The sequence below is a fragment of the Pseudomonas sp. TE6288 genome, assembly GCF_054062095.1.
In genome coordinates this window covers 42,237-60,619 of sequence record NZ_JBSSEW010000027.1, presented here as the reverse complement: position 1 = coordinate 60,619, position 18,383 = coordinate 42,237, and the positions used below count along the sequence as shown (strand labels likewise).

Annotated in this window: 11 protein-coding genes; 2 read left to right on the top strand and 9 right to left on the bottom strand. The window is 64.4% G+C overall.

Features of this window, described 5'->3' with window-relative positions:
• Positions 1–24 precede the first annotated feature (24 nt).
• Positions 25–4,308 carry an Lhr family helicase gene (locus tag ACVWY1_RS23450; RefSeq protein ID WP_457378818.1) on the bottom strand — a complete coding sequence of 1,428 codons (4,284 nt, stop codon included), beginning with the start codon at positions 4,306–4,308 and terminating at the stop codon, positions 25–27.
• A 163-nt stretch (positions 4,309–4,471) separates the two neighbouring features.
• Between ACVWY1_RS23450 and ACVWY1_RS23445 the strand changes: the two genes are divergently transcribed.
• Positions 4,472–4,885: an NUDIX hydrolase gene (locus ACVWY1_RS23445; protein ID WP_102685179.1), complete on the top strand. Its 414-nt coding sequence runs from the start codon at positions 4,472–4,474 to the stop codon at positions 4,883–4,885.
• Here ACVWY1_RS23445 and metR read toward each other — a convergent pair.
• Together metR and ACVWY1_RS23435 are read right to left on the bottom strand one after the other, a co-directional pair.
• Positions 4,869–5,786, bottom strand: coding sequence for a transcriptional regulator MetR (gene metR, locus ACVWY1_RS23440; protein WP_110701935.1), 918 nt, complete (start codon positions 5,784–5,786; stop codon positions 4,869–4,871). The genes ACVWY1_RS23445 and metR overlap by 17 nt on opposite strands.
• Before the next feature lie 117 nt (positions 5,787–5,903).
• Positions 5,904–11,318, bottom strand: a complete 5,415-nt coding sequence (locus ACVWY1_RS23435) for a hypothetical protein (protein WP_457378817.1) — start codon at positions 11,316–11,318, stop codon at positions 5,904–5,906.
• Between the two features lie 197 nt (positions 11,319–11,515).
• Between ACVWY1_RS23435 and ACVWY1_RS23430 the strand changes: the two genes are divergently transcribed.
• Complete coding sequence (locus tag ACVWY1_RS23430; protein WP_102685428.1) at positions 11,516–12,505, top strand: alpha/beta fold hydrolase; 990 nt, start codon at positions 11,516–11,518, stop codon at positions 12,503–12,505.
• Between the two features lie 17 nt (positions 12,506–12,522).
• On the opposite strand, the gene ACVWY1_RS23425 is transcribed toward ACVWY1_RS23430, so the two are convergent.
• From ACVWY1_RS23425 to ACVWY1_RS23400, 6 genes are all read right to left on the bottom strand, one after another.
• Positions 12,523–12,858, bottom strand: coding sequence for a GlpM family protein (locus tag ACVWY1_RS23425; protein ID WP_277501761.1), 336 nt, complete (start codon positions 12,856–12,858; stop codon positions 12,523–12,525).
• 27 nt (positions 12,859–12,885) lie between these two features.
• Positions 12,886–14,214: a two-component response regulator AauR gene (gene aauR, locus ACVWY1_RS23420; protein ID WP_277501760.1), complete on the bottom strand. Its 1,329-nt coding sequence runs from the start codon at positions 14,212–14,214 to the stop codon at positions 12,886–12,888.
• A complete protein-coding gene (gene aauS / locus ACVWY1_RS23415) occupies positions 14,211–16,115 on the bottom strand; it encodes a two-component sensor histidine kinase AauS (protein WP_102685431.1) in 1,905 nt (634 codons plus the stop codon). The genes aauR and aauS overlap by 4 nt, the downstream gene beginning before the upstream one ends.
• Before the next feature lie 68 nt (positions 16,116–16,183).
• Positions 16,184–16,918, bottom strand: coding sequence for an amino acid ABC transporter ATP-binding protein (locus ACVWY1_RS23410; protein ID WP_038706667.1), 735 nt, complete (start codon positions 16,916–16,918; stop codon positions 16,184–16,186).
• Positions 16,915–17,586, bottom strand: a complete 672-nt coding sequence (locus tag ACVWY1_RS23405) for an amino acid ABC transporter permease (protein ID WP_023629013.1) — start codon at positions 17,584–17,586, stop codon at positions 16,915–16,917. Before ACVWY1_RS23405 ends, ACVWY1_RS23410 begins: the two co-directional genes overlap by 4 nt.
• Positions 17,587–18,333 (bottom strand): amino acid ABC transporter permease, encoded by a 747-nt coding sequence (locus ACVWY1_RS23400; RefSeq protein WP_110701949.1) that lies wholly within the window; start codon positions 18,331–18,333, stop codon positions 17,587–17,589.
• Positions 18,334–18,383 lie beyond the last annotated feature (50 nt).

Sequence of the window (18,383 nt, the reverse complement as noted above, 5' to 3'; positions counted from 1 at the left end):
CGGCGGCACGCACACCGCCGCTCCCTAGGTTGCTGCATCGCGCAACAGAAGCTGGTGCCAATGGTCCTGTTCGCTGGCCGATGCTTCGACCGCAAACAGGTACTTCCCTGCCACGCGACTGGCGACTGGCACCCCATCGCGGTACAGCAGCCGATTGCCCGCCACTGCCGGCACTTTCGTTCCCGGCAGCAGTGTGCCGACCAGGTTAAGAGGGTCGCAGCCGCTGACCACCACCAGTTCCCCGCCCAGCGCGCGGTTGCGCACCTGGCGCAGCAACCCAACCGCTTCGGGCAAGGCGAACTGCTCGCCCGCCAACCCGGCAATGAAGCGCCCCCCGCGGATCTCGCCACGCGCCTCGAGACGCTGATAGCAGCGCAGCAGTGCGCGCCACGCGGGCAGCACATCGCTCTCGCGCTCCAGCAAGCGCCAGCACACCACGCCATAGCGGCGCAGCAGGCTGCGGGCCACGTGTTCCAGGCGCTGGTCGCTGTCGACCGTGGCGGCCGAGCGGCGCAGCAAGGCCCAGCGTCCGGCATGGGCCATGCTGCTCGACAGTGCTGGGTGCCCGCGCCGGCTGGTGCGGGGCCTGCGCCTGGCCGCCGGGCTGATGAGGCTGCGCAGGCCGCTGAAACCGTCGGCGCTGGCCAGGCCCGAGCCCACCAGTTCCTGCAGCGCCGACTCTAGCTCGCTGGGCAACAGGCGGGCTTCATGGACCAGTTCGTCGAAGAACAGCGCGCCTTGCTCCTGCAAGGCTTGCAGGACTCGCTGCGCGCGGGCGCCCAGCTGTTCGAGGTCGGGCGCCGGGGTGAGGCTGCGCCACAACCCCAGGTGCTCGCGCGGCAGCAGTACCAGGGGCGTGCTGGCCAGGGTGCTGGCCGCCAGCGTCGCCGCCAGCCGACTCCAGGCCCACTGGCCGCTGCGACAGGCGTCATCGAGCCAGTGGGGGCTGTAGTCCTTGATCCGCGCCGGCAGCAGGTCGCTTTCCCAGGCCCCGGCGGCGGCGGGAAAGCCTTGCAACTGGGCGAGCACCTCGGGCACCGCCTGCGGCCCACGCAGGCGGGCTTCGCCGCTCACGTGCTGCCAGTCGAACAGGAAGCGCAGGTAGTCCTGCAGGCTGACCGGTTCGATCTCCTGGCGCAGGCGTTTGACCGTGTAGCGATGAATGCGCGCCAGCAGGTGCCGTTCGCACCATTGCAGGCGCGTCTGGCCGGGGCTGAAATGGCCACGCATCACGAGGCCCTGGCCCTCCAGGCGGGCCAGGGCCTGTTCGCAGTCGCCAGCCTTCAGCGCCAGAGGTGTTGTGATCTGCTCCAGCGTCATCGGGCCAAAGCCATCGAGGCGACAGCGCAGCAGTTCCGTGAGGGCGGTATCGCTATCGACGAGGGCGTCATAGCCCGGCAATAGCGGCATGTCCGGTTCCAGGCGTGCATCCGGGTACAGCGTCAACAGGGCCTGCTGGCGCTCGCGGGCCAGCCACAGACGGTGTTCGCCCGTATCCAGCTGACAAGCCCGGCCCGCCTTGGCCAATTGCTGCAACAGGTCGCGCCAGGCGTCATTGGCATCTACTTCGTCCTCGGTCACGCCCCCCAGGCTCATCAGCGCCTCATGCATTTCGTCGGCGTTGCCGGCACGCGGCCAGGCTTCGGCCCGCACCGCGGCAATAGCGTCGGCGTCCAGCGCGCCCAGGTCGTCGGCGTTGTGTACGTCGCTCCAGCGTCGGTTGAGCACCGCCTGGATGCGCCGTTCTTCCAGCGGCGCATCGTCGAGGAAGGTGTAGGGGCGGGCATTGAGAATCGCCGAGGCCAGCGGCGACGGGGCTGGCAGGTCGCGGCTGAGCAGGTCTACTTCTCCGCGCTCCATGCGCCGCAGCAGCGCCAGCCAGCCTTCGCTGTCCATGGCCTCGTGCAGGCAGTCGTCGAGGGTCTGCTCGACCAATGGATGATCGGGGATCTGCCGCTCGCCGACGATGTTCTCCAGGCAGGCGAGCTGGTCGGGGAACACCGAGGCCACCAGGTCCTCGCTTTTCATGCGCTGGATCTGCGGCGCCACCTTGCGACCGCCCACGTAACGCGGCAGGGCCATGGCCACGGCGGCATTCCAGCGCCAGCGCACGCCGAACAGCGGGGCGTCGAGCAATGCCTGGATCAGGATCGCTTCGGCACTGCGGCTGTTCAGGTAGCGCCACACCTCGTCCAGGTCGAAACTGTGGCTGGTGGACAGTGACAGCACGATGGCGTCCTCGCTGGCCGCCGCCTGCAGTTCGAAGTTGAAGGTGCGGCAGAAGCGCTTGCGCAGGGCCAACCCCCAGGCGCGGTTGATACGGCTGCCAAAGGGTGAGTGGATGATCAGTTGGGTACCGCCGGACTCGTCGAAAAAGCGCTCCATCACCAGTGTCTGCTGCGAGGGCAGGGCGCCGAGCACCTGCCAGGTGCGGCCGAGGTAGTCCAGCAGTTGGCTGGCGCAGGCTTCGTCCAGTTCATAAGTTGCCTGGAGCCAGGCCAGCACCTGTTGAGCGTCGCCGGCCTGCAATTGCTGGTCGATGCGCTGCTGCAGCCGGGCCACCGCGGCGGACAGCTCGTCGCTGCGCCCGGGCGCCTCGCCGAGCCAGAACGGGATGGTCGGCGGCAAGCCGTGGGCATCCTCGACCCGCACCCGCCCAGGCTCGACGCGCAGGATGCGGTACGACGCGTTGCCCAGCTGGAAGATATCGCCGGCAATGCTCTCGACGGCGAAATCCTCGTTAACGCTGCCGATGTTCAACGCCTGGGGTTCGAGCAGCACGGTGTAGTCGGCGGTTTCGGGGATGGTGCCGCCGCTGGTCAGCGCGGTCAGCTGGCTGCCGCGACGCCCACGCAGGGTGCCGTTCACCGCATCGCGGTGCAGGTAGGCGCCGCGCACCCCCTGGCGGCCGTTGTAGCCCTCGGCGAGCATGCGCAGCAAGGCCAGGTAATGGCTCTCGTCCAGCTCGGTATAAGGTGTGGCCTGGCGCAGCATGTCGAACAAGGCGCGCTCGGCCCACGGCTGGTTGCTGACTTCGGCGACGATCTGCTGGGCCAGCACGTCCAGTGGCGCGCGGGGAATGTGCAGGGCGTCCAGCTCGCCCTGGCGCACGCAGTCGAGCAACGCCACGCATTCGATCAGGTCACCCCGCGAGGTGGGGAACAGGCGGCCTTTGGGGATGCCCTCGACCTGGTGGCCGGAGCGTCCGACCCGCTGCAGGAACGCGGCAATCGAGCCGGGCGAGGCGATCTGGCAGACCAGGTCGACATCGCCGATATCGATGCCCAGCTCCAGCGACGCGGTGGCCACCAGCACCTGCAGTTCGCCGGCCTTGAGCCGCTGCTCGGCAGCCAGGCGATGCTCCTTGGCCAGGCTGCCATGATGGGCGGCGACCGCGTCGTTGCCCAGGCGTTCACCCAGGTGGCGCGTCAGGCGCTCGGCCAGGCGTCGGGTGTTGACGAACACCAGCGTGGTGCGGTGCTCGCGGGCGAGGACCGCGAGGCGGTCGTGGACCAGGCTCCAGACATCGGTGGCCATCACCGCGCCCAGTGGCACGGGCGGCACTTCCAGAGCCAGGTCGCGTTTGCGGACATGGCCGATATCGACAATGGCGCAGGGCCGTTCGTGGCCAACTAGAAACTGCGCCACGCGCTCCACAGGCCGCTGGGTCGCCGACAGGCCGATACGTCTCAAAGGTCGGCCAGCGAGGGCTTGCAGGCGTTCCAGGGTCAGCGCCAGGTGGCAGCCACGCTTGTTGCCGGCCAGGGCGTGGATCTCGTCGACGATCACCGTGTGCACACTGGCCAGCCCCTGGCGGCCGGAGGCCGAGCCCATCAGCACATACAGTGATTCCGGCGTGGTCACCAGGATGTGCGGTGCCAGCTTGCGCATCGCGGCGCGGTCTTTCTGGGGCGTGTCGCCGGTGCGCACGGCGGTGGTGATGCGCGGGGCCTCGAGACCGAGCTGTGCGAACTGGTGGCTAATGCCCGTGAGCGGGGCGTCGAGGTTGAGGCGAATGTCATTGGACAGCGCCTTGAGCGGCGACACATAGACCACCTGGGTTTGCGCGGGTAGCGCGCCGCCGTGTTCCAACCCTTGGCGGAACAACTCGTCGAGCACCGCGAGGAAGGCGCTGAGGGTCTTGCCCGAGCCGGTCGGCGCGGCCAGCAGCATCGATTGGCCGGCATGGATCAGCGGCCAGGCGCCGGCCTGGGCCTCGGTGACCGTGGCAAAGCGCTGGCGGAACCAGGTGGCGACGGCGGGGTGGAACAGGTCGAGCACCGGGTGGAGCTGGGCGGGCAGGTTCATGGGTTGGTTATGGCGGGTAAGCAGAGGAATGACAAGGGGCCGTTCGTCTGCCTGTTCTGGCCCTGTCGAGTACTCGTGGGAGCAGCGGTTCTCCGCTGCGACTTGCCCCGCGACAGGGCCCTGTCAGGTATCCTGCGCAACCTCAGTAAACCGAGTGTCCAACATGCCCAAGACCATCCGAATCGCCGCCGCCCTGCTCATCGACCCCCAAGGGCGGACGCTGCTGGTACGCAAGCGCGACACCCTGGCCTTCATGCAGCCGGGTGGCAAGATCGACCCGGGCGAGTCGCCGGCGCAGGCGCTGGTGCGTGAGCTGCACGAGGAACTGGGGTTGCATGTCGATCCCGCCCAGGCCATCCACCTGGGCCGCTTCAGCGCCCCGGCCGCCAACGAACCGGGATTTGAGGTCCAGGCCGAACTGTTCCGTGTCGAGTGCCGCGAGGCGGTGGCTCCGGCGGCGGAAATCGAAGAGGTCATCTGGCTGGCCCTAGACCAGACGAACACGCTGAACCTGGCGCCGCTGACCCGCGACCTGATCCTGCCGCTGTGGCGCGCAGGCCTCAACGCACCGCGCTGACCCCGTCGAGGGTGGCGAACGAGGTGTCCTTGGCGGTCAGCAGGAAGTCACGCATGTACGGCGCATCGAGCATGTCGGTGCGCACCGCTGCATAAAGCGTGGCAAACAACCCTTTGTCGCCCAGTCGCTTGCCCTTCACATAACCCCGCGAGCTGTACTCGTGCAGGGCCCAGTGCGGCATGCCGCATACGCCACGACCGCTGGCCACCAGTTGCATCATCATCACCGTCAGCTCCGAGGTGCGCACCGCGGCCGGCTCGATGTCGGCCGGCTCCAGGAAGCGGGTGAAGATGTCCAGGCGGTCGCGTTCCACCGGGTAGGTGATCAGGGTCTGGTCGAGCAGGTCCTCGGGCACGATGTATGGCTTGCCGGCCAACGGGTGCTGGTTGGCCACGGCGAGCATGGCTTCGTAGGTGAACAATGGCACGTAGGTAATGCCGGCCAGGTCCACCGGATCGGACGTCACCACCAGGTCGAGGTCGCCACGGGCCAGGGCCGGCAACGGGGCGAAAGCAAAGCCCGAGGCCAGGTCCAGCTCCACTTCCGGCCAGGCGTCGCGGAACTGGTCGATGGTCGGCATCAGCCACTGGAAGCAGCTGTGGCACTCGATGGCCATGTGCAGGCGCCCGGCGGTGCCGCCGGCCAGGCGGGCGATATCACGCTCGGCGCCACGTAGCAGGGGCAGGGTGGCGTCGGCCAGTTGCAGCAGGCGCAGGCCGGCGCTGGTGAAGCGGATCGGCTTGGTCTTGCGCGCGAACAGGGGCAGGCCGAGGCGTTCCTCCAGTTCCTTGAACTGGTGGGAGAGCGCCGATTGCGTCAGGTGCAACCGTTCAGCGGCCTCCACCAGACTGTCAGCTTCGCGCAGGGCGTGAAGGGTTTTCAAGTGACGTATTTCCAGCACGGTGAAACTCCAACGATATTCGGGCGCAGACTGCTCAGAAATGTTGAGTTTCCCTCATGTTGATGGTGTCTGTCGATGTATGGCGCGAGGGGCCTGGGCCGGGCCCCTCGCGGTCGATCAGAACAATGCCGTGAAGTGCTTGCGAGCGATGACCCGCGTCAGTTCACCGCGCCAGATCTGCTCGACGTGGCTGTCCTGCCATTCCCGCCCAAGGCGCCGTTGAGGGACGGTCTTCAAGTGCGCCTTGACGAAATCGTCGAAGGAGGGATTGGCCTTGTTGAAATGGAAGTGGGCATACCATAGTGGACGTGGCGGGGTTTCACGGGTATCGAGTACCACGAACTCCTGCAGGAAGTCCCTGCGGCCCTCGCTGGTCCTTCGCAGCTCTACCAGTGCGCCCTCCTTCTCGATCCGGACCAGGCCCGCTTCGTGCAAATAATCAAGCTGCCCGCCATTCGGTTGGTGAGTACCCATGATGTAGCTGACGCGCAGTGCCTTGCCATGCCGCGTCGACTCCCGTGCCATGTCGCGCAACCGTTGCACCAGGCTGTCGTCGCTCGCCTGCTCAGCGATTCGCGAGGCCAGGTTTTCCAGGTCGGTAGCCTTGAACTGCATGAGATCGTCAAGACTCCCACCTTCCATGCCTTGATTGGCGTACTGCTGCACCTTACCTCGATACGCTTGCAGTTCGTCCAGCTGACGCCTGGCCTCGGTACGCAGCTCCTTCAGGGATACGGTACGGCCAACGCTGGGAGCGGTGTCCGGGTTGGTCAGGGTGAATTTTCCCGAGCGATCCTGAAGATAGATTTCGGTCCGCCCGTTGACCCCGGTGATGCGGTACACGTTGGGGCTATGCTGGTCTGGCTCACCGACTAGCAGGCGGTTGTCGGTGGTCTCGAAGACGCGGGGCTGTTGGGTACCTTTCTTGCTGGACAGCGGCGCTGGCTTGGTTTTATTGAGCAGCAGCCCTTTGAAATGCGCTTCATAGGCCGTCAATGATGTCTCCAGGCGCTGCGCGGCAGCGGGTTCGATACACGGAGCATAGCTATCGAGCCAATATTTCAACTGATGACGAAAACGTTCGGAGTGCTGTAGCGACGTCGTCATGATGGCGACACGTTGTACGGCGGAGGCTTTTGTTTCACCCAGCTGATGCAGGGCATACAGTGCGCGGTCCAGTGTTGCTCGCGGTTCTTTCATCAACAATTGCAAATGGATGCCGGCGCCGCTCAAGGCCTGGCCCGGTTTGACCAACAACGCAGTCAGTTGGCCGACAGTCATGTAGTTCAGGACAGGATCGGTGAAAGCGCTCAGGGTGCCGTCGATGGTGTTCAGCATGTCCCGATGTTCGCCCACCTGTCGTACCTGCTTGCGCCAGGTTCGTAGATGGGTGACTTGCTCGCGGATATCGTCTACAGCCGCCAGTGCGTTTAGTCGGGCCTGGTTCATGTTGACCCTCAGCGAGGACAACTGCTGGGCGACGATCAGGAACTGCTCGTCGTCGAGGTCCGTCGCGAGTTTGTCGGATTTTTGCTGAAGACGTAGCTTGAGATTATCTACTTCATCCATCGCAAGGGTGAGTTGGGTACCGGCTTCTTTGCTGAGGCGTTGACGACCATTGCAAATGAGTAGGGCCAGGTCGTTCGCCTGATCTTGCGCCCTTTTGTGAATCCGCCCGGCGGCAACCTGCTGGAATGCCTGGCAATCACGGTGAATGCGTTCTGCGTCGGCGAGGGTGCTTTTCAGCGAAGCCTTCAGTCGCGCGTCGAGCTTTCCCTGTTGTTCCAGGGCGCGCGTCATTTGCTGATTGAGCTCGTCGCTACGACGTTGCAGTAACTCTAAGTCGCGGGGAATGCTGTCGCGCAAGCGCCTGTGCTGGCGATAGGCGTGGTCTCGCCACCAGCGTGGCAAGCGTTCGCGTATCGCCGCGGGCCAGAGTGGTTCGAGCGTATCGGCGACAGGCCCAAGGGCTTGTCCGGCGACACGCCCAAGGACTTGTCCGCCACCGCTGCCTGCGCCCTGGCGGTGTACACCATAGAGCGCGAAGTGCGTATCCCACTGGCCGTGCTCGTCTTGAGCAATGGCGCGTTTCCACTTGTGGCGGGTGTTGCCATCCAACTGCCAGGTGTGGGCGGTCGTGTCCCAGCTCACTTTGTAGGTTTGCTTGCCGACCCGGATGAAGTTGCCTTCGGTATGCCGATAGATGCCTCGGTATTTGCCATGGGTGGCCGGTTGCAGTCCCTCCAGTGACAGTGGCTGCTCATACTCCAGCCCGGTGAAGCGGTCGAGGCTGCGTTGGGGCGATGAATCCTGGCGCAGGTGTACGGTCCCTTCACCCTGTCCACGGATACGACGCATCCTGGCCGCTCGACGCAGGGACGCGGTATTGAGGCCAATACCGACACCGAGAGCATCCATTGCGACATCGACCAGCGAGACGATCAAGTCGTTGATAGCTTGCAGGACGTCACTGGACGAGCCTTTGGAAAGTGCTTTCACCACCTCGGTGGCACTGACGAATGCGTCGTAGGCGCTGATCGGCAGCCCCAGGAACGGGATCGCCCCCAGGGCGATCTTGAACCCTATCAGCACGCCAGCGCTCTGCCCGGCCAAGTGCTCGAAGAACAGGTCCAGGTTGGAGCGCGACGTCGCGCGATGTTCCATCACCAGGCGCCCTCGATGGGCCTCGAGCAGGTGGGCGGCCAGTGAGGTGGTGGCGGGCCAGGCGGTACCTACTCCTATCATGCGGTCGAAATGGCGAATGCGCGCTTCGCGCAGCCGTGTGCGATGGGCGCCAGGGTTTCCGCTCAGTGCCCGGCTGACGAGGTAGTCGTCGCGTTCATCGAACAGCGCCAGCCGCGCTTGTTCGAGACTGTCGTACTGGCGCAGCCCGTGGGTCGGGTGATCGGGACGATAGAGCAAGGTGACCTTGCTGGCGCGGTCCTCGATGAACGTCACCCCCGACAGTGTCGTGGATTGCTCGTCGGTATCCTTGCCGCCAGCCGTCAACTGGGCGGGCAACAATTGAATGTCATGGCCGTCGGCCTGGAAGGCCGATCGGCTGTCGGCATCGATTGCCACGCAAAGGATCGCGTGACCGACGCTATCCAAGTCCCCTCGCTGGTGATACAGCAGGTTTTGCAACTTCAGCATCAAACGGTGAGGGGCGATCAGGCACTCTCGGCGGTAGGCATGGGCATATTCCGACTCAGTGGGGTCGCTGAATGCGGCATGGAGCGCCGATTCGTAGCGCCCAGCGAGGTCCAGGCGGTGTGCCAGGCCTTGCAAGTATTTGCGATCGAGGCCTTTCTCGATGGACTGCCCTGGCGGCTGCCCATCGGCGCGCTTGGGTTTGACGAAATTCAGGCGTTCCAGCATGGTGCTGTCGATGTTTTGCAACAGCAGGCTTTCCAGCGTGACCTCCTCGGTCTCAAGGCTTGCGGTCAGCACTGGCCGGGTCGGTGTTCCTGGAGCGCCACTGCCGACGACCGGATGATTGCGCCAGCTTGTTGATAGCGGGAGTTGCAGAAGAATCCGGCCACCGTCGAAACCATCGAAATCCTGTATCAGGGTTTTCGACACCCATTTCTGGCAGAACGCCTCGCGCTCCGGCAGGTCGCGATCCATCAGCGCCTGGCTGTCGCGCAAGGCTGCCAAGTAGTCATTGGCCATGGTCTTGAAAGAGGTGCGCACCTCTTCGGTCATCTTGGCGAAGGCGGTGGGTGAGCTGCCTAACCTGCTTGTAAGCTGTTGCTCCTCTTTCAGGTGGGAGAGCGCCGCCTCCCGCGTGCCCTGCCATGAGACCTGCAGGTGTTGGCCCAGGGTCTGTCTTGCCTGCGGTAGTTCAGCGGCCGCGGCATCGAGCCCTTTCTCGTTCTGCAGTGTCTGCCAGGCTTGGCGCGCATGCGTCAGTTGCGTGTCGAGTGCGTAGGCAAGGCTGTCGCCGACGATAGGCTCGAAGCGAAGCGACAGCTCTGTGCCATGTTGGAACAGATAACGAGCGAGTACGCCCTGGTCGTTGCACTGCAACAGCCCTCCGTGCCCACCGAGCCAGTAAATGGCGAAGGGTTGGCGGGTATCGGGGGTGTCTAGGAGCGTGCGCTTGGCGATGACAACAACGTCGTGCAGCACCTGTTCGCGAGGGCTGCCTGACGGGGCACTTGGGGCCGAGCGCAATACGGGTGAAGCCGTCAGCGCGCTGTCGTCCTGCGGGTTGAAAAGTGATTCAACCAACGCGAGTACGTCAGGCGCCAGTTCGCCCAGCAACCGTTTCATTCGGGCATGGGCCAGCAGGGCTTGGCCGTGAGCCGCCAACAAAGCGGGTGGGGCTGTGACCGGGCGAGCGTCGGAGTGCCATTTCGCCGAGGTCAGGATGGCCTCTATCTGGGGCTGGGCGGCCTCACGCGCCTTGAGCAGAACACCTTGTTGGCGCTGGTATTCCTCAAGGTCTTGCTGGGAAAGCTCTGCCAACTTTTCCAGTTGTAGAGCGACCAACTGCACGCGCCTTGACCATTGTGCCTCAATGCCAAAGGGGGCCAGCTCGAACAGTGAGTGGTCGCAGGGATCGTCGTCCTCTGCGGATTCAAGGGCAAACGGCATGGCGAAAACCGTTGGATGGCGCCAGTCGCTATACAGTTGATCAGCCAGCGCCAATGCTGTGGCTGCGTTGCCAAGGCTTTCGCCGGGGTCGTGGTCGAGCGTTGCCAGCAGGCGGCTCTCCAGATTATCGAAGAGGGTATCGAAACCTTTGTCGATCGAGTCCAGTGCGTTGTAGGTGGTATGCCCGAGCTTGGACTCCAGAGCCTGGCGTGACACGTGGTAACTGAGGGTTTCGCTGCTACCGGGGGAGTAGACGGTCAGCGCCGCTTCGCCTTCGATGCTGAAGATCAGCGCTCCTGGCTCGCAGGCGGGTGTTTCGATAAACAGTTGGCGATGATCGATCCGCAGCCACTGCGGATTGTCCATGGCACCTAGCACTGGACGGAGCGCCGCCGCCGAGGGATCAATGGCGAACGCGATATCGACGGTGGACTCGAAATGGCGTCGGTACTGTGCGCGTGCCTGTTCCTTTCGACTCATGGGCGTTCCCGCAGCCCGTTCCCCCCAGTAGCGGCTCCAGCACTGCCGAACGAGGCTGGGGAGATTCAGAGTTGCCAGATGTGCCACTAATTTGCTGGGTGGCCGGGGCAGCGCTCCAAGGTTACCGGTGATGCGTGCGCAACGGTCAATCGTGGGATGTGTGGCGTGATGTCGGGCCCAGGCAGTCAACGCAACGAGATTGATACTTTGTGGTTGCTGCGCACTTTCAAGCACCAGGTCGACTTGCCCGGGGGCGATGGACAGTGTTTCTTTCAACCAAGTGCCAATGATCTGGCGAACGCCGGGCGCCTGGCGCAGCAGTGTATCGAATGTCCGTCGCTGGTCTTCGCACGCTTTGCGTGCTCGATGAACAACCGGGACGTCCGGCGGCACGGCGTCCAGTGGCAGGGGCTTAAGGGCAAAGGGAGGGAGGGGGCGTGTCAGCTCGTGCATCGGTCGATCCTTCTTGAGAGTTGCCGGATACGGCAACGCCATTGAAGGAAAGGGGGGCGCTTGCTGGGTCGTAGTTAATTATCGTATCTCGCCATTCGGCAGGATTCATCAAACTGTCACTGTTTTGTGGCAGCGCGCTGGCAAGAGATTTATCAGACTCGCGCTCAATTGGGGATCTGCATTCTGGTGTTTCTTTCATGCGGGCGTTTTTATTTTTCTTCTTTTTACTGGTCGTGCCGGCGAGCTTTGCCGAGAGCCGTTGTGACGTCCATGTGCCTGTGCAACGGGCCGAGCTGGGTGAGTTGAGCCTGGTCTACCAGAGTGTCGGTGCGCCCCGCGATCCTGTGCTTCTGTTGGTGATGGGCCTGGGCGGGCAATTGATCCACTGGCCGGATGATGTGGTCGAGGCCTTGTGTCGCCAGGGCTTTCGGGTGATCCGCTACGACAACCGCGATGTCGGCCTGTCGCGCTGGAACCAAATGCCGGCTTCGGCGAGCCTGACCCTCGAATTGCTGCGCTACAAGCTGGGGTTGCCGGTTTCTGCACCCTACAGCCTGTCGGACATGGCCAATGATGGCGTACGCCTCATGGATGCGCTCGAGGTTCGCCAGTTTCACGTGCTGGGGGTGAGCATGGGCGGCATGATCGCCCAGCATATAGCCGCGATGGCGCCGCAGCGGGTACGCAGCCTGACACTGGTTATGTCCAGTTCGGGCGCCGTTGGCCTGCCAGCCCCGGCCCCGGCACTGGTACAACTGCTGGCGCGGCGCAGTGCACCGAGTCGTGAGGTGGCCATCGAGCAGCAAGCCGACTTGCTGGCGGCGTTAGGCAGCCCCGAGGTCCATGATGACCGCGCTGCCCTGATCGAGCAGGCCGCCTTGGCCTATGACCGGGCGTTCAATCCGGAGGGTGTGAAACGCCAGATCATGGCGATCCTCGCCGAACCCAGCAGGGTCGAGTTGCTCAACCAACTGCGGGTGCCGACATTGGTGGTGCATGGAACGGCCGACCCGTTGTTGCCGGTGATGCATGGGGTGCATCTGGCGGCGCACATCCAGGGTAGCCAGTTGCGGCTGATTCCAGGGCTGGCGCACCGGTTCCAGGAGCCGTTCAAGGCGCCGCTGCTGGGGGCGGTACTGCCTTACCTGCAGTCGAACCGGCAGGATACGCATATCGCCGGGCTTTAGAGCGAATCACGATGGCTTCAGTGCATCCGCACCCACAGGGTCACCAGCACGGTGGCCGCCACCAGCCAGGCCACCGTGGCCAGGGCCAGCGAGGCCTCCAGGCGCATGCGCTCGACCAGCAGGTACAGCGTCGCCAGGTACACGAAGTAGGGAATGATCGACCACATCCCGAACAGGATGGTGGTCTTCAGGTCTGCCAGTGAACGGCCCTTGCCGACGATGTAGTGGGCAATCAGGGCGAAGGTGGGAAACAGCGGTACCAGACCGGCGATGTAGTAGTTGCGGGTCTTCGACAGAACCGCCAGGAGCACCACCACGCCGGCGCCCAGGGCCGCTTTGAATACCAGGTCCACGTTGTCTTTCCAGGTTCGGGTTGCAGGTCAGCCGAGGCCGTATTTCTTCACTTTGTCGAACAGCGTGGTCTTGGCCATGCCCAGTTCCTGGCTGGCCTGGCTGAGGTTGCCGCCTGTGCGTTGCAGCGCATCGCTGAGCAGGTTGCGCTCGAATGCCTCCACCGCTTCGGCGAAGCCAAGCCCCTGGCTGGCGCCGGAACTGGTGCCCTTCTTGAACGCGGGCAGGCCCAGGGCATGGCGCTCGGCGACGTTGCGCAACTCGCGCACGTTGCCTGGCCAGTCATGGGCCATGAGCTGCGAAAGGGTCTGGCTGTCGAGGGTCGGCGCCTCGCGGTCGAAGCGCAAGGCCGATTGCTGCAAGAAGTGTTCGAACAGCTGCAGGATGTCCTCGCGACGTTCGCGCAGCGGTGGCAGCTCGAGGGTGACCACGTTGAGGCGGTAGTACAGGTCGCTGCGGAACTGGCCACTCTGGCCCAGGGTGGCGAGGTCGGCCTTGGTTGCGGCGATCACCCGGCAGTCTACCGGGATGCTCTGGTTCGAGCCCAGGCGCTCCAGGGTACGCTCCTGCAGCACGCGCAGCAGCTTGATCTGCAGGTTGATCGGCATGCTCTCGACTTCGTCGAGGAACAGCGTGCCGCCGTTGGCGTGCTCGATCTTGCCGATGCGGCGCTTGCCCGCGCCGGTGAAAGCATTGGCCTCGTGGCCGAAGATCTCGCTTTCGAACAGGTTCTCCGGCAGACCGCCGCAGTTCAACGCCACGAATGGTTGGCCCTGGCGCCGGCTGAAATCGTGCAGGCAGCGGGCGACCAGTTCCTTGCCGGTGCCGGTTTCACCTTCGATCAGCACGTTGGCCGAGGTATCGCCGACGTTGGTGATCAGCTCGCGCAGATGTTCCATGGCCGGCGAGCGGCCGATGATGCGGCCTTCCAGGCTGCTCTGTTCGGCCAGCTGGCGGCGCAGCGCGAACACTTCGCGGGACAACCCGCGTTGCTCCAGGGCGCGGCGCACCACATCGACCAGGCGCTCCGGCGAGAAGGGCTTTTCCATGAAATCGTAGGCGCCGTTGCGCATGGCGCCGACCGCCATGTCGATATCGCCGTGGCCGGTGATCAGCACCACCGGCAGGCTGCGGTCGCGGGCCTTGAGGCGGTTTAGCAGCTCCAGGCCATCGATGCCCGGCAGGCGAATATCGCTGACGACGATGCCGGCGAAGTCGTCGCCGATGCGCTCGAGGGCCTGTTCGGCGCTGCCGACGCCTTCACAGGCGATATCTTCCAGGGCCAGCGCCTGCTGGCAGCCGAGCAGCACGTGCGGGTCGTCTTCGACGATCAGGACGGTGAGAGGTGCTTGATTCATAGAGGCTCAGCCAATTCGCTAGGGGGCGTGACCAGGGGCAGGGCAAGGACGAACGCGGTGCCGCCACCGCTGGGGTGTTCGACGCTCAGTGTACCCTTGGCCGCGGTGGCAAGGCTTGCCGACAAGGTCAGGCCCAGGCCCAGACCATGCTCGCCCGGTTTGGTGGTGAAGAAGGGTTCGAACAGGTGCTTGCGCGCCTCGGCGTCGATGCCGTGGCCATTGTCGAGCACCCGCAGGCGGTACTTGTCGCCCTGTGTTTCGCCTTCGAGCCACAGTTGCGGCAAGGGCTGGGTGGCCATGGCGTCGAGGGCGTTGCCGATCAGGTTGACCAGGATCTGTTCCAGGCGGGTCTGGTCGATGGCCAGCAACGGGTCGTCGAACTGGCGGTGCAGTTGCAGGTGGCAGGCACTGATGCGGTTGGCCAGCACTTGCAACGTGGCTTCCACGGCCTTTTCCAGCGACGCCTGGCCGCTGTCGTCGCCGCGTCGGGCGAACGAGCGCAGGCTCGCGGTGATGCGGCCCATGCGATCGATCAGGTCGTTCATGGTGCGCAGGTTGGTGCTGGCGGTTTCCAGCGCGCCACGCTCGAGGAAGCGTACCGTGTTGCCGGACAGGGTGCGCAACGCCGCCAGCGGCTGGTTGAGTTCGTGGGCGATGCTGGTGGACATCTGGCCGATGGCCGCCAGCTTGCCGGCCTGGACCAGCTCGTCCTGGGCGTGGCGCAAGGTCTGTTCGGCATGGCGGCGCTCACGGATCTGGCCCTTGAGGCGTTCGTTGCTGGCGCGCAGGTCGGCAGTGCGCTCGGTGATCTTGCGCTCCAGCTGGCTGTTGGCCTCTTCCAGTGCCTCGCGTGCCGCCAGGCGGGTGGCGATCACCTTGCGTCGCTCATTCCAGGCGATGGCCAGGATCGCCAGCAGGGCGAAAGCCACCCCGACCAGAATGCCCTGCACCATCGACTCGCGGCGCAGGTCCTGCAGGGGGGTGAGCAGGGTGAAGTGCCAGGGCGTGTCGGCCAGGCGGCGGGTCTGGGCCAGGTAGGAGACGTCGCGCTGCTTGCCGTGCTCGGTCTCGCTGTTGGCCGGAAAGGTCAGCTTCTCCACGCCATCGGCGAGGGTTTCCCGGGCCAGCGGCTGCAGCTCGTTGAGCGGCCACCAGTAGTACTGCAGGCTGCGCGCCAGGCGCTCCTTGATCTGTGGGTTAAGCGGGCGCACCGATTTCAAGCGCCGGGACGGGTCGCTGGAAAGGATGATGATGCCGTTCTCGTCGCTGACAAAAGCCTCCAGGCGGGCACGCTGCCAGCGCTCCTCGAGGGTGTCGAGGCGCACCTTGATCACGGCCACGCCGATGATCTTGCCGTGTTCCTCCAGGCCGTGGGCCAGGTAGTAGCCGGCCTCGCCGGTGGTGCTGCCGATACCGTAGAACCGCCCGGGTTCGCCGCGCACGGCGACCTGGAAGTAGGCGCGGAATGCCAGGTCCTCGCCGAGGAAAGAGTCGGCGTCGCGCCAGTTGCTGGTGGCCTGGACCCGGCCATTGGTATCGAGGACGAAGATCGCCCGGCTGCGGCTGCGCCGGTTCAGACCTTCGAGGTATTCGTTGACGGCCTGGCGGTCACCGGCATCGGGGTCGGTGAGCAGGCGCGAGACACTGTCTTCCAGCTCGAGCAGGCTGGGCAGGTAGGTGTACTTGCTTATTTCGCTTTCGACGGTGCGCGCATGCAGCTCCAGCTGGCGCTCGCCGTTTTCACTGAGCGTGCGGATACCGTTGCTTTCGCTGATCAGGAAGCCAGCCATCCCTAAACCGACCATCAACAGGATGACCAGGGGGGGGACGAGCAATTGGCGAATCAGGCGGGTTTTCACGGTGGGCTGGGCGGGGCGAAGGAGCGAAGGGTCGCATTTCATCACAGTGGCCTTGTCACGACCAGCTTCCGCTGCCCGGCAGGTGGCCGGGCAGCGTCACTGTGGCCGACTTAGTGTTGCAGGATCTTGCTGAGGAAGTGCTGGGTACGCTCGTGGCGGCCTTCGGGGTTGCCGAAGAAGTCTTCCTTCTGGCAGTCCTCGATGATGTTGCCCTTGTCCATGAAGATCACCCGGTTGGCGACCTTGCGGGCGAAGCCCATCTCGTGGGTCACGCACATCATGGTCATGCCTTCGTGGGCGAGTTCGACCATCACGTCCAGCACTTCGTTGACCATTTCCGGGTCCAGTGCCGAGGTCGGTTCGTCGAACAGCATGACGATCGGGTCCATCGACAGGGCGCGGGCGATCGCCACGCGCTGCTGCTGGCCGCCGGACAGCTGGCCGGGGTGTTTCTTGGCGTGGGCGCCGAGGCCGACGCGGTCGAGCAGGGCAAGGCCCTTCTTGGTGGCTTCCGCCTCACTACGACCGAGCACCTTGCGCTGGGCGATGGTCAGGTTCTCGGTGATCGACAGGTGCGGGAACAGCTCGAAGTGCTGGAATACCATGCCCACCCGCGAGCGCAGCTTGGGCAGGTTGGTCTTCGGGTCTGCGATGGAGGTGCCGTCGACCACGATGTCGCCCTTCTGGAACGGTTCAAGGGCGTTGACGCACTTGATCAGCGTCGACTTGCCCGAGCCGGACGGGCCGCACACAACCACCACTTCACCTTTCTTGACCTCGGTGCTGCAGTCGGTCAGTACCTGGAAGTCCCCGTACCACTTGTTGACGTTCTTGATGGAAATCATACGGCGATCCTTTTTTGCAGGCGCTTGACCAGCCAGGAAGCGGAGAAGCTGATGAGGAAGTAGACGACACCGGCGAAGATCAGGAACTCGTGGGAGCGCCCGATGATGTCGCCGTTGGCGCGGGCCGAGTTGAGGAAGTCGATCAGGCCGACGGTGTAGACCAGCGAGGTGTCCTGGAACAGGATGATGCTCTGTTGCAGCAGCAGCGGGGTCATCTTGCGAAACGCCTGGGGCAGGATGATCAGGCGCATGCACTGGCCGTAGCTCATGCCCAGCGCTTGCGCGGCGCCCATCTGGCCCTTGGAGATCGACTGCACGCCGGCACGCACGATTTCGCAGAAGTACGCCGCCTCGAACATCATGAACGCCACCACGCAAGAGGTGAACGCGCCCACGGGGGTGTCTTCACCGGTAATCCAGCGCAGCACGAAAGGCACCGCCAGGTAGAACCAGGTGATCACCAGCAGCAGCGGGATGGAGCGGAAGTAGTTGACGTAGGCGCCGGCGACGTTGGCCAGCAGCTTGCTCGACGACAGCCGCATCAGGGCCAGGACGGTACCCAGGGCGATACCGCCAACCACGCCCATGACCATCAGTTGCAGGGTCAGCAGCATGCCGTCCCACAGAGCGGGCAGCGCGGGGATGATTTCGCTGAAATCCATTTCCATTTACTTGCCCCCCACGGAAATCAGGCCAGGCACGGCGACTTTCTTCTCGACCATGCGCATGAGCAGCATCAGGCCCATGTTCAGGGTGAAGTAGATCAGCGTAGCCAGGGTGAACGCCTCGAACAGGTTGGCGGAAAACTCGGCGGTCTGCTTGGTCTGCGCCAGCAGCTCCATCAGGCCGATCAGCGAGGCCACCGAGGAGTTCTTGAAAACGTTCAGGAATTCCGAAGTGAGCGGCGGAATGATGATCCGGTAGGCCTGGGGCAGCAGCACGTTCATGTAGATTTGCGGCAGGCTGAAGCCCATCGCGCGCCCGGCCGACTCCTGGCCGCGGGGCAGCGCCTGGATGCCGGTACGCACCTGCTCGCAGACACGGGCGGCGGTGAACAGGCCCAGGCAGATGACCACGCTGATCAGCGCCGAGGTGGTCGGGTTGAGGTCCTGCTTGAACCACTCCTGCAAGCCTTCGGGCAGCAGGTCCGGCACCAGGAAGTACCAGATGAACAGCTGCACCAGCAGCGGCACATTGCGGAACAGCTCGACGTAGGCGGTGGCGATCCCTGACACCAGACGATTGGGTACGGTACGCATCACGCCGAGCAGCGAGCCCAGCAGCAAGGCGATGATCCAGGCGGTGATGGCGATGGTGATGGTCCAGCCCAGGCCGGTGATGTACCAGTCCAGATAGGTTTCGCTGCCCACGCCGGTGGACTTGAAGAACACGCCCCAGTCCCAGTTGTAATTCATCGGGATTTCCCCTCAGACGGTTGTTTCACGGGCACCTCGATACATCCGGG